The organism is Rothia sp. 18CD1-1 (genome assembly GCF_055285355.1).
In genome coordinates this window covers 203573-215917 of sequence record NZ_JBUZLI010000007.1, presented here as the reverse complement: position 1 = coordinate 215917, position 12345 = coordinate 203573, and the positions used below count along the sequence as shown (strand labels likewise).

Below are 12345 nucleotides of genomic sequence, written 5' to 3'. Positions count from 1 at the left end.
GAGACACACCCTTTACTCCGGCCGGGTCTTCAACGAGTGAAAGAAGAAATCATGAGCGGATACACCAATTACACCGAACCCACCAGCGGGCTGGTCCTCAACCTGCCCAGTAGCTGGCAGGTCCGCTTCGGACCCAACGAGTACCTGGCACTACTCGCCCGTCCCCACGAGGCAGAGCTGCTGGGCACCAATATCGTGGCCACCACCGAACAGCCACCCCCGGAATTTCGGGACATCGACACCTACACCAGTCACCAGCTGGAGGCCATCACCCAGCTGCGTGACAGGCAGAACCTGTGTATGCTCGGCCAGCGAAAATACCCTGCAGAACGGGGGGATACAGTCCTGGCGGTCCACTCTTTTCTACAGAATAAGACCCTGCTGGCAAACTTTCAGATCTTTGCCCTGGCGGAGGGTATCGGCACGGTGGTTACCGTAACCGTTCCCCTTGCTTTTCTGGATGCGGGGATGGCAATCGGTCAGCACCTGATCGATACTTTCACCCCGGCTACCGGTCTCTACCACCACTCCTTCTACCAGAAATAAACACCGACCATGCTTTTAGCCAGTAACGACCTCGAACAAACACTCAAGCTCCCCGCACGCACCGTGGAAATACTTGCCGGCCTCACCCCCGACCGCAGACCCCACGACAACCTCTCAGCCCCTGACGCCGCTGCCCTGAGAGAGGCTGAGCTGCTCGATAGTAACCGCGTCCTCACCGAGACCGGAGCTCGCGTGCTGGCCCTGATCACCCACCCGGCCCGCCGGCTTGAGGCATGCCAGATGCACGCCCCGCAAGAAAACACCATTACCCTCTACGAGGGGGAGCGAGAAACCCTGGTGTGGGCAAAAATCATCAACTCGCGGGGGCAGAACACCGGCGACTGTCTACTATCGCGGACCACCGCCGAAAACGCCCTCCAGCACCTCTACGCCTGGATAAAGCTGCCGCAGACCTCAATGCCCCACGAAACTGACCGCCGCGTTGATTGCGATCTTCTAACAACCCGGGTCTTCTCAGCCGAAAACCGAGCCTGGAAAATATCAGCAGATACCCCGGGACAGGTAGCACAAACACGGGCGACACTTCATATCATCTACGACCGCGGCTACCTGTGGGAGGTCAAAGATATTTTACGAGACGAGGACTCGACCTGCATGGCAGACGTGGAAGCCAAAGACACCCTCTCCCTCGGCATGCTTCTGCACCGTCTCTGGGCACAGGGCCGCTAGCCGCCTATCCGGCTCTCAGCGCCGCTACCGATGTATCAACCACGTCCCTGGCGGCCCGAGAATCTGTCACATCGTTGACGATAAAAGAGAAAACCAGGGTGTGTCCCGTTTCGGTCACCAGGTAGCCGCTCAGCGCAACCACCGAATTCAGGGTGCCGGTTTTGGCTCGCGCATAGCCCTGCGCCGCCTGCTCATCGGGGTCGTCAAAACGGTCGGCCAGGGTGCCGCTACCACCGGCGACCGGAAGCCCGGCCAGCGCGACATCGGCCCCCTTTTCCCCCTGCACCATAGCGCTTACCACCGCTGCCAGGGTTGTGCCGGTTACCCGGTTCTCGCCCGAGAGACCGCACAGGTCAACCAGGTTGAGATGTTCGGTGGGTATGCCGTCCGCCGCCAGGGTCTCCTCCACCAACCTGCGCGCGGATAGGAACGAACCGTCACCACCGGCCGCCACCGACGCATTCCGCCCCAGTGCCTCGGCCAGCATGTTATCTGACTGCTGCATCATATAGGCGGCCTGTTCCGCCACCGTCGCCGACTCCACCGCGGCAAGTTGCTCGGCACCTTCGGGGGTTGCGGTCTCCTCGCCCAGGGTAAAGCTCATACCGGAATCCGCCCCCAGGCCGTTAAGCTCATCCAGCAGATACCGCTGCACCTGCTGGGCCGCATTCAGGGGGCGGGACCCGGTGGGTGCCCCGTCGTCGCCGGGAGAGTAGTGGGAGTAGAAAGCGAGGGGGAACACGGCGCCCACCTCCTGGGCGTCTATGTCTTCCTGCGACCAGGCCGGGTTAGTGGCCTCACCCGCATAGATAGAGGTGTCGAGGTTCAGGGTATAGGTGCCGGTTCCGTCGTCCTCAAGCGCGGCGTAGGTCTCGGCAGCCAGGGTGACCAGACCGGCCCGCCCCACTACCTCGTCGGCGGCAGACTCCCCGGTGCCCAGCAGAGTGTCACCACCGGCCACCAGGGTGAGAGTATCCCCGCTCACCGCCACCGAAGTGGAGAAACGTGCGGAGGGATCCATCACACGCACCAGCGTGTAATCGGTTAACAGTTTAAGGTTGGACGCCGGAACCCGGGCCCGATCCGCACCGTGAGAATAGAGGACGGTGCCGGTAGCCGGGTCAACAACCGTGCCGGTCAGAGAACCACCGCTAAACCCCTCGGCAAGAGCGGACAGCGACGAGTCTATGGCCGAGGTGTCAAGGGTACCCGAGGTCTCAACCGGTGCCGGTACCCCTGCCGCGGGAGGCGAATAGGAAGACTCGGCAGAAGCGGCAAACTCCCGCGCCTGCAGAAACTGAGGGACAGCCCAGAGGCCGGTGCCCAGACAGGCCAGCACCAGCACCAAAGCCAGAACCCGGGCACGCGCACCCTCCCGCGGGGGCAAATTCTCGGATGAAGACACAAACACCTCCAGGGCAGCATAGGATATCCGCGCAGACACTACCCAATTATGCCGGCACAGACCGCACATATGGGCACAACAGTAGACACTTTAGCCGGCAAAACACCGCGCCAAGCTCCGCACACACCGCAAATATAAGAGTGACAGTTGAGCTAGGTTAGACTGGACACCGGATCATTGAAGCAGCCGGATACCGGCGGGCTTTTACCTACCCGGAGGAGAATTCCACATGGAACTTGACGTCACCATCGAAATCAACCGCGGCTCCCGCGTCAAATACGAGATCGACCACGAAACCGGCCGCCTGCGCCTGGACCGCGTACTGTTCACCTCGATGCAGTACCCCACCGCATACGGCTACTTTGAAAACACCCTGGGCGAAGACGGCGACCCGCTCGACGCCATGGTACTCATCAACGAAGAACTGGTGCCCGGGGTACTGGTGGAGGCCCGCCCCGTCGCCGTCTTTAATATGACCGACGAGGCCGGCGGAGACGCCAAAGTGCTGTGCGTTCCCACCGATAAGCGCTATAGCGATATCCAAGAACTCGACGACATCAAAGACCACACTAAAGCAGAGATTGCCCACTTCTTTGAGCGCTACAAGGACCTTGAGCCCGGAAAATGGGTGAAGGCCGAGGGCTGGGAACCTCGAGAGACCGCTGAGCGTCTGGTACGTGAGGCCCTGGAGAGGTTCGAAAAGTCCCACTAGATTCGGTCGGGTTGTTCCAATCTGTGAATAGATCGCTGTGATCCGGCAGCCTGTACAGTGGGAGGCATGGCATCTACCTCCTCACTGTTAAACTTTCCTTTTGCCTCCCAACTTGCCGGGGTGCTGGCACCCGCCGGGCCGCGGCTGGGACCGGCAGAGCAGCGGCGCGCGGTTGAATCACTCCGCTACGCGGCGGTGGCCTCGGTGGAACATGTGCACACCATCACCGGGTTGTCCGCCGCCCACAACCTCCACGACTCCGAGGTGCTTGTTGTGGACCGGGCTGGCTGGGCTAGGGCAAACACGCAGTCGTTTGAGATCATGCTCAGCCCCCTCGAAAACACGACCGTGGGTAAGAGACTCACCGGTCTCTCACCCGCACAGCAGACCCTGACCGGATACGCCGGCGGGGGAGAACTGGGAGGTATCCTGGCCTACCTGTCAACCAGGGTGCTGGGACAGTATGAGCCCTACGCCGCGCTGGCGGGTCACGGGGCTCCCGGCGGCAGGCTTATGCTGGTTGCCCCCAACATCCTAGCCGTGGAAAAAGAACTCAACCTCGAACCGGAAGATTTTAGGCTCTGGGTCTGCCTCCACGAGCAGACCCACCGGGTACAGTTCGCCGCCGCTGACTGGTTGCGCCCCTACCTGCTAGAGCTCATCCGCGAAATAGCCGCAGCGGTCGAGGAGGCCCCCCTGGTGTACAGCCGCAGCCGAGCCGGTGAGGTACTCAGCCGTATCACCGCCGTCATGAGCCTGTTAGAGGGGCACGCTAATACTGTCATGGACCTGGTCGACCCGTCTATCGTGCCCACGGTTAAAACCATTCGACGTCGTTTCAACCGCCGCAGTGAAACCCAGAAAATACTCACCCGGCTTATCTCCAAACTGTTGGGGATAGACCGCAAACTTCGGCAGTATAGGGACGGACAAAAGTTTGTGCAGCACATTGTTGGCTCGGAGGGAATGGAGAGTTTCAATACCGTCTGGGAGTCGCCGGACAACCTTCCTAGCGAGGCGGAGCTGCACGACCCGCAGACCTGGATCCGGCGGGTTTTGAGCGAACACAGGGTGGAAGGATAGTGCAGCGGGGTCGTCAGGGAAGACTCAACCCGGCGGTGGGCTTTGCCCGCGGACAGGTGGCGCAGGCCCTCAACCTGCTGATCGGGCGGGGGGCAGTTCTCGCCTCGGGTAAGCCCGTAGGTCGTACCCGTGCCGGTAGCACGGACAGCGCCCCGGCCGGTGTAGGACAGAGGCCGCTGGTGCTGGTGGCCTGCTCCGGCGGGCCGGACTCGCTGGCCCTGGCAGCGCTGGTGGCCCACTTTGTGCGCCGCCAAGACATACGTGCCGGCGCTGTGGTGGTTGATCACGGGCTTCAGCCGGGATCGGCCGAGGTCGCCGCCACCGCACAACGGGAGTGCCTGAGGCTGGGCCTCACCCCGGTGGTAGTCAAAACGGTATCCCCGGATACCGGGCGACTGGGCCTGGAGGAGGCTGCCCGCCGTGCCCGCTATACAGCCTTCGAGGAAGCCGCTCGGGAGACCGGGGCGAGTGCGGTTCTGCTGGGGCACACCCTCGACGATCAGGCAGAGACCGTGCTGCTGGGGCTGGCACGCGGCTCCGGCACCCGATCGCTGGCGGGAATGCCGACTCTGCGCCACCGCGGCGGCCTCTGCCTGCTGCGCCCCCTGCTTGCGGTCCGCCGCGAACAGGTTGCCGAAATCTGTGCCGCCGAAGGGCTAGATCCCTGGCATGACCCCACCAACACCGACCAGCACTATATGCGGGCCAGGGTGCGCCACAGCATTCTCCCCTTTCTCGAAGAGCAGCTGGGCGGCGACGTGGCCCTCTCCCTGGCCCGCACCGCGGCCATTCTCGGAGCTGACTCCAGCTACCTTGATTCGCGGGCGGAGGAAATCTTTGATTCGCTCCTGCTGCCTTCCGATCATGCCCACGAGGAGATGGCCGCCCGCCGGCTGGCGGGTACAGAATACGCGGTGATTGACCGGGCGCAGCTATCAGAACTCGATACGGCCCTGCGACGGCGGGTTCTAGCGCTGGCCATCACAAAAGTTGGCGGGCACAACCCCGTATTTGAAAGGCTGTCAGCCCTGGACAGTTTCGCTAGCGAACACGGGGTTGCCGGGCCCCTCCAGCTCTCGGGTCACGTCAGCGCCTGGAGGATACGCCCCCCGGGGCCCTACCGACAAACCGGCCTGCTGGTGGTGGGTAAAACCGAGCAAAAACCAAGAAAACCAAAGAAATAGTGGGAGAATCGTGCACGGGCGGTAAACTTGTTTTTCTACCGTGTATGCCCATAGACCGAGCCCCTTCGTAAGGATAAATATCGTGGATGCAAACGACGTAAAGAGCGATATTAAACACGTTCTTTTTACCAAACAGGAAATTGATGACAAGGTGAAAGAACTCGCGGCGCAAATCGACCGTGACTACGCCGGGAAAGATGTTTTACTGGTGGGCGTGCTCAAAGGGGCGATCATGGTGGTTGCGGACCTTTCGAGGGCACTCAAATCCCACTACACCATGGACTGGATGGCGGTTTCATCCTACGGTTCGGGTACCAAGTCGTCCGGGGTTGTGCGTATTCTCAAGGATCTCGACACAGACCTGACCGGTAGAGATGTGCTGATTGTTGAGGACATCGTTGACTCGGGCCTCACCCTGGCCTGGCTTCAGCAGAACCTGGTTTCACGCGGGGCGGCCTCTGTGGAAATTTGTGCGCTGCTGCGCAAACCCAAGTCGGTAAAAACCGATGTGGAGTGCAGGTATGTCGGCTGGGATATCGACCCCGAATTCGTGGTCGGCTACGGCCTGGATTTTGCCGAACGGTACCGTAACCTCGACTGCATTGTCACCCTGGCCCCGCACGTCTACTCTTAGATCGCAACCCGTGCACCGCGGTCTTTCCCACGGGCGGGGGCGGCGGTCGCGTTTAGCCATGAGTGGAACGCCCATTTCTTGGAGCGCACTTTCAGCGAGACCGAGTAAATTAGTGTGCGATTTATAGTCGTGTGTTGTCCAATGCGCGATCGTTGCTCGGCGGCATACCGCCAGTTTGTGGAGGACTTTTAACTTGGCGCAAAACACCAATTACAACCCGGAGTCGAATCAGAAGGGCTTCTTCAGCAAGCTCGTTTCTAGCCCCTGGTTCTTTGGTCTTATTCTGGTTATCGTGCTCGTTTCGATGTCGATGGGTAGCCTCTTTGGTGGCTCTAACCGTGTTGACACGAGCGTCGGTATTGGCCTGCTCAACGACGACAAGGTGACCAGCGCCAAGATATATGACGGCGACCAGAAGGTGGACTTGGAGCTCGCCGAAGACTACACCTCACCCGAGGGGCAGAACCTGGGGAGGAACCTCACCTTCTACTATGTTCAGCCGCGGGCCGATGACGTGGTGACGGCCATGGACGGTGCCGGCCTGGATTCCTACACCGATCAGCCGGTCCAGACCAACTGGTTCACCTCCATGCTGTCCTTCCTGGTGCCCCTACTGATTATGGTGGCGATCTTCTGGTTCCTGATGTCGCGTATGGGCGGCGGTGGATCCCAGATCATGAACTTCTCTAAGTCTCGGGCTAAAAAGTTCAACAAAGACAACCCCACCGTGCGGTTCTCCGATGTTGCCGGTGTCGACGAGGCCCTGGCCGAGCTTGAAGAGGTGCGCGAGTTCCTCGCCGAACCCGAAAAATTCACCCGCCTGGGCGCCAAAATTCCCAAGGGTGTGCTGCTATATGGCCCTCCCGGCACCGGTAAAACACTGCTGGCTAAGGCGGTTGCCGGCGAGGCCGGGGTGCCCTTCTACTCTATCTCCGGTTCCGACTTTGTGGAGATGTTTGTGGGCGTGGGCGCCTCCCGCGTGCGTGACCTCTTCAAGGAGGCAAAATCGAACAGGTCCGCCATCATCTTTGTCGATGAGATCGATGCGGTGGGCCGCCAGCGCGGCGTGGGCATGGGCGGCGGCAACGACGAGCGTGAACAGACCCTCAACCAGCTGCTGGTGGAGATGGACGGCTTTGACGGCACCTCCAATGTGATCGTTATCGCCGCAACCAACCGCCCCGACGTGCTTGACCCGGCCCTGTTGCGTCCCGGCCGTTTTGACCGTCAGGTGGGTGTGGATGCCCCCGACCTGAAAGGCCGCCAGCGTATCCTTGAGGTGCATGCGGCGGGTAAGCCCATTGACCGGCGGGTTGATCTGGGGTCGGTGGCCAAGCGTACCCCCGGCTTTACCGGAGCCGATCTTGCCAACGTCATGAACGAGGCGGCCCTGCTGACCGCCCGCGACGGCGGAAACGTGATTGATGAGCGCGCTATTGACGAGGCCATTGACCGGGTTATGGCGGGCCCGCAGAGGTCGTCACGCATTATGAACGAGCACGAGCGTAAGGTGACCGCCTACCATGAGGGCGGCCACGCCCTGGTTGCCGCGGCTCTGCGTAACTCGGCCCCGGTCACCAAGATTACAATCCTTCCCCGCGGGCGCGCCCTGGGCTACACCATGGTGATGCCCGAAGATGATAAATACTCGACTACCCGCCACGAACTGCTGGACCAGATGGCCTACGCCATGGGTGGCCGGGCTGCGGAGGAGCTGATCTTCCACGACCCCTCGACCGGTGCCTCCAACGATATTCAGAAGGCCACCGATACCGCCCGCAAGATGGTGACCGAATACGGGATGAGCGCCAAGGTGGGGTCGGTGCGGTTGGCGCCCCAGGAGACGGATCCTTTCTTGGGCGGGGCAGGTGCCGGCGGAAACAACTACTCCGACGAGATGGCGTACACGGTTGACCGGGAGGTTTACGCTCTGCTGGAGCAGGCCCACGACGAAGCCTACGAGATTTTACGCGATAACCGCGACGTCCTGGACCGCCTGGCCTACGCTCTGCTGGAGAAAGAAACCCTGCTTGAACCCGAGTTGAAGGAGATTTTCTCGAGTGTGCGTAAGCGCGATGAGCGTTCCTACTGGTATTCCAAGCAGAATCGTGAACCCTCAACCATTCCCCCGGTTAAGGCGCCGTCGGAAATGATAGATCGGGCCAAGCCCGCCGGGGAGGAGCCCACCGAGGTGATTGTGCAGCAGCCGGTGGTGGAACCCGATACGTCTGCTGAGACCAAGCCGGTAACCGACGTTAACCCGGGCCCCGGCCTGGGCCCTCAGGCGGACGGTCCGCAGCGGCCCTCGGCCGATGACATTGATAATCCCTGGGACGGTGGGCGCTAGTGGCGGTTGACCGGCCCCGGGTTGAGGCGGCGGTTCGCGAGATTCTTTATGCGATTGGGGAGGACCCCGACCGGGAGGGACTCAAGGAGACCCCGGCGCGGGTTGCTCGCGCCTACGAGGAAATGTTTGCGGGTATGGGCCGCAGCCCGCAGGAGATACTGGGAACCACGTTCGATATTGATCACTCTGAGCTGGTGCTGGTCAAGGATATTCCCTTCTACTCGACCTGCGAGCATCACCTGGTGCCCTTTTTTGGGCTCGCCCACATCGGCTATATCCCCGGCGGGGAAGGGAAGGTGACCGGGTTATCCAAGCTTGCTCGGGTGGTGGATCTCTATGCGCAGCGTCCCCAGGTGCAGGAGCGTATGACAACCCAGATTGTGGAGGCTATCGAGGAGAACCTGAGGCCGGCCGGCGCGATAGTGGTGGTCGAGGGTGAGCACCTGTGCATGTCGATGCGCGGGGTGCGTAAACCCGGTGCCAAGACGGTGACCTCTGCGGTGCGGGGCCAGTTGCGGGCGGAGAGCACCCGGGCCGAGGCGATGAGCCTGATCATGAGTAAGCACTAGGCCCTACTTTTTCTGGATGAAGGGCGGTGGATACCGCGGTATCCACCGCCCTTTGTCTCTCGCGGTTTTTACACCGGTGTTACCGATCTGGGAAGGGTGAGCCGTACTGGTCTTTGAGTCCCAGGTTTTCGCGTAGGGTGCTACCCTCATAGTCCCGGTGAAAGAGTCCTCGTTCCTGAAGAATGGGTACCACCTCGTGGACAAAGCGTTTGAGGTCTATAGCGTGTGTATCGGGGATAAGCCAGAAGCCGTCGGCGGCTCCAGCCTGAAACCAGCTTTGCATGTGCCGGGCTATTTCTTGTGCATCGCCCAGAACCGCGGGATGGTAGTCAATAACTGAGTGGTTGATGATGTCTCGAAGGTTCCAGCCTTGAGCGGCTACCTTGAGGGCGATCTCCTGCCGGGGGTCGCCTACCTGTTGGTAGCGGGCTCTTTCAATAACTTCCCGGGGTAGAGGCTTGTCTAGATCGTCTTCGGTGAGGGGCGAGTTGAAGAAAACGCTGAGATAGCGTAGCTGCTGATCGTATTTGGGTTCCATGAAGTAGGCGTGACGGTCCAGGGCCTCACGCTTGCTATCCGCGAGGGTGAACATGAGACCGGCGATGAATTTGACCTTATCCGGGTCTCTGCCTGCTTCTTTGGCTGCCTCACGCAGTTCTTGCCGCTGCCGAGCCGCCTCTTCGGGGGTCCAGACTTCGGTGATGTAGACACTTGCGTAGCGGCCAGCGAAGGCAATGCTGCGGGGTGATCCACCGGAGTGGAAGATAACCGGTTGGCCTTGAGGGGTGGGTGGAATAGGAAGAGAGCCCTGCACCTGAAGGTGGTTTCCCCGAAGGTTGAGTCTTTCTAGTTTGCTGTAGTCTGCAAAGATTCTTTTGCCGTCAGCAGCCAGGCTTGTTTCAGGGGTCCAGGAGCCCCAGAGAGACTGGACTATGTCTAGAAATTCTTGGGCGCGGCCGTAGCGCTGAGCACTAGAGGGAATAGTTTTTCCGTAGAGGGCGGCTGTTTGAGGGTTGGACCCGGTGACGGCGTTGAGAGCTAGGCGGCCTCCCGTGAAAATATCCAGAGCCTTGAACTGGCGGGCTACGGTGAAGGGTGCGTGCCATTCGGTGGCAACGGTGGACGCAAAACCGATGTGTGAGGTCTTGGGTGCGGTGGCGGCGATAGAGACCACCGGATCCGGGACCATATGGGGAGCATCTTCATTGCTAGCTGGAAATGCTCCGGGGAAGTCGCCGTAGAAGAGAAAGTGTAGTTTACCTTTTTCTGCTAGCTGTGCTGCCTGGATATGCCCTTCAAAGTCGGGGTAGATCTTTGACGTGGATTCGGGCAGCTGCCAAGCTCGGGCCTGTGTTCCGGCGAATCCGAAGCCTGCGAGGCCGATAATCATTTTTTCTGGTTTTGACATGTTTGTATTCCTTACGTGGTTTTGTCTTCTTATTTTTTAGTGGGGTGAATGTTCCGGTTGTGGAGAAGATCGGGGGTCCTGCCGCTCCCCAACCCCGTATCTGGAGATTCACTCCGTTTACGTCTGCTACTATACGGATGAACTCTCCATTTAGCAAAATTAGCCGGAACTCAAGGAAACCAATGCGCGCTGACGCCCAGAAAAACCGCCAAAAAATCCTCGAAGCAGCCCTGAACCTCATGAACCAGGTCGGGGCTCAATTCTCCATGGATGCCGTCGCCAAGACCGCTGGGGTAGGAGCAGGAACCCTCTACCGTCACTTCCCTGACAGAGAAGCCCTGATCGCAGAAATTCTAGACACGCACGACAGCAAGCTCCCCAGCCTGGAGCACCTTCTTAAAGACGCCCCCGACTCCCTCTCAGCCCTTCGTCTGTGGATATCCTCTCTCTGGTGCTGGGTGCGCTCCTATGAAGATTTGGCTCTCCCCCTGCTAGAAGCGAGCACGGGAAACTACTCCTCCCCCCTCGGAATACACTGTTCTCATGTCATTGCCAGTATGGACAACCTCATTCGGCAAGCCCGTGCTGATGGGCACCTGCGGGAGGAGCTCACCGGGGCCGTGCTTTACAACGCAGTATTAGGGCTAGCCTGGGCTAGCCATAACGTCTCCGCTGATGATGCCGAATCCATGCTAGACCTACTAGAAAAGGGGTGGCTATCCAGCGAGGTGCTAGCCTAAAAACATGACCCCCCCTCAGCATCACGGTTTTCTCCATAACCTGCCCACCGACCGCACCCTGGTCATGGGAATTCTCAATGTAACCCCCGATTCTTTTTCGGACGGCGGGCAATACTTAGCGGTGCCCGACGCGCTCGCCCACGCCCGTGCTATGCTCGCATCCGGTGCCGATATTATTGATGTGGGCGGGGAATCTACCCGGCCAGGTGCCGTGCGTGTGAGTGTGGCTGAGGAGCAGAGGCGTATCCTTCCGGTAATCCGTGAGCTGGCGGCAGAGGGTGCGGTGGTGAGCGTGGATACGCTCAACCACGAGACCGCGTATGCGGCGGTGGCGGCCGGGGCTAAAATCGTCAACGATGTCTCGGGTATGAATCTCACCGAGGCTATGGCCAAGACCGTGGCGGAACTCGAGGTCCCCTACGTTCTGACGCATGCCCGCGGGGACTCGACCACCATGGATAAGCGGGCAACCTACACCGACACGCTGGCTGAAGTAACGGGTGAGCTTCAGCAACTGCGGGGCAGACTTGTGGGCGCCGGTGTTGATCCCGGTCGGATCATTATCGACCCCGGCCTGGGGTTTGCTAAGGCTGAAGACCATAACTGGGATCTGATTGCCGGTATAGAGAGACTGAGGACGCTCGGTCACCCCGTGCTGGTTGCCGCCTCCCGGAAGCGTTTTATCGCTGCCCTTACGGGGCGAGAGGACGAGCGCCGGGCCGGATCGGCGGTACCGCCGCGGCCCGCTGAAGGGCGGGATGCGGCAACAGCCGCTATCTCTACCCTGGCGGCTCTGGCCGGTGCCTGGGCGGTGCGGGTCCACGCGGTGCGGGAGTCTGCGGATTCTATTGCGGTGGTACAGCGGGTAAAGCAGAGTGGCGGCACGAGATAGCGGGTAGGCCCCAAAGATAAAATATTGCTGTGATGTTTGCCTCTGGCAGCTGCTGGTAAACCGGGCTGATTTGCCGGTCGGTTGCGCGTAAAAACCGCTAAAAACCTACCCGAATGAGCGGGACGGTAGGTTATC

Annotated in this window: 12 protein-coding genes; 10 read left to right on the top strand and 2 right to left on the bottom strand. The window is 60.4% G+C overall.

Annotation, left to right across the window (positions count from 1 at the left end):
• Positions 1 to 51: 51 nt before the first annotated feature.
• Together ACS1BR_RS06815 and ACS1BR_RS06810 are read left to right on the top strand one after the other, a co-directional pair.
• Complete coding sequence (locus tag ACS1BR_RS06815; protein ID WP_463561206.1) at positions 52 to 546, top strand: hypothetical protein; 495 nt, start codon at positions 52 to 54, stop codon at positions 544 to 546.
• Positions 547 to 555: 9 nt separating this feature from the next.
• On the top strand, positions 556 to 1236 hold the full coding sequence (locus ACS1BR_RS06810; protein WP_463561205.1) for a hypothetical protein: 681 nt from the start codon (positions 556 to 558) through the stop codon (positions 1234 to 1236).
• Positions 1237 to 1240: 4 nt separating this feature from the next.
• On the opposite strand, the gene dacB is transcribed toward ACS1BR_RS06810, so the two are convergent.
• On the bottom strand, positions 1241 to 2680 hold the full coding sequence (dacB, locus tag ACS1BR_RS06805; RefSeq protein WP_463561204.1) for a D-alanyl-D-alanine carboxypeptidase/D-alanyl-D-alanine endopeptidase: 1440 nt from the start codon (positions 2678 to 2680) through the stop codon (positions 1241 to 1243).
• A gap of 190 nt (positions 2681 to 2870) precedes the next feature.
• Between dacB and ACS1BR_RS06800 the strand changes: the two genes are divergently transcribed.
• From ACS1BR_RS06800 to folE, 6 genes are all read left to right on the top strand, one after another.
• On the top strand, positions 2871 to 3353 hold the full coding sequence (locus ACS1BR_RS06800) for an inorganic diphosphatase (RefSeq protein WP_463561203.1): 483 nt from the start codon (positions 2871 to 2873) through the stop codon (positions 3351 to 3353).
• Between the two features lie 66 nt (positions 3354 to 3419).
• Positions 3420 to 4436: a zinc-dependent metalloprotease gene (locus ACS1BR_RS06795; protein ID WP_463561202.1), complete on the top strand. Its 1017-nt coding sequence runs from the start codon at positions 3420 to 3422 to the stop codon at positions 4434 to 4436.
• Positions 4436 to 5620, top strand: a complete 1185-nt coding sequence (gene tilS, locus ACS1BR_RS06790) for a tRNA lysidine(34) synthetase TilS (protein ID WP_463561201.1) — start codon at positions 4436 to 4438, stop codon at positions 5618 to 5620. Before ACS1BR_RS06795 ends, tilS begins: the two co-directional genes overlap by 1 nt.
• A gap of 82 nt (positions 5621 to 5702) precedes the next feature.
• Positions 5703 to 6254, top strand: coding sequence for a hypoxanthine phosphoribosyltransferase (gene hpt, locus ACS1BR_RS06785; RefSeq protein ID WP_463561200.1), 552 nt, complete (start codon positions 5703 to 5705; stop codon positions 6252 to 6254).
• A 193-nt stretch (positions 6255 to 6447) separates the two neighbouring features.
• The gene (gene ftsH, locus ACS1BR_RS06780; protein ID WP_463561199.1) at positions 6448 to 8601 is read left to right on the top strand and encodes an ATP-dependent zinc metalloprotease FtsH; all 2154 of its coding nucleotides are present in this window, start codon (positions 6448 to 6450) and stop codon (positions 8599 to 8601) included.
• Entirely contained in the window at positions 8601 to 9170 is a 570-nt protein-coding gene (gene folE / locus ACS1BR_RS06775; RefSeq protein WP_463561198.1) for a GTP cyclohydrolase I FolE, read from the top strand. The genes ftsH and folE overlap by 1 nt, the downstream gene beginning before the upstream one ends.
• 79 nt (positions 9171 to 9249) lie before the next feature.
• Here folE and ACS1BR_RS06770 read toward each other — a convergent pair whose 3' ends face one another.
• Positions 9250 to 10578, bottom strand: a complete 1329-nt coding sequence (locus ACS1BR_RS06770) for an NtaA/DmoA family FMN-dependent monooxygenase (RefSeq protein ID WP_463561197.1) — start codon at positions 10576 to 10578, stop codon at positions 9250 to 9252.
• Between the two features lie 182 nt (positions 10579 to 10760).
• On the opposite strand from ACS1BR_RS06770, the gene ACS1BR_RS06765 reads away from it, so the two are divergent.
• Both ACS1BR_RS06765 and folP read left to right on the top strand, forming a co-directional pair.
• Complete coding sequence (locus tag ACS1BR_RS06765; protein WP_463561196.1) at positions 10761 to 11318, top strand: TetR/AcrR family transcriptional regulator; 558 nt, start codon at positions 10761 to 10763, stop codon at positions 11316 to 11318.
• Between the two features lie 4 nt (positions 11319 to 11322).
• Positions 11323 to 12210 carry a dihydropteroate synthase gene (folP, locus tag ACS1BR_RS06760; RefSeq protein WP_463561195.1) on the top strand — a complete coding sequence of 296 codons (888 nt, stop codon included), beginning with the start codon at positions 11323 to 11325 and terminating at the stop codon, positions 12208 to 12210.
• The last annotated feature ends 135 nt before the right edge of the window (positions 12211 to 12345 follow it).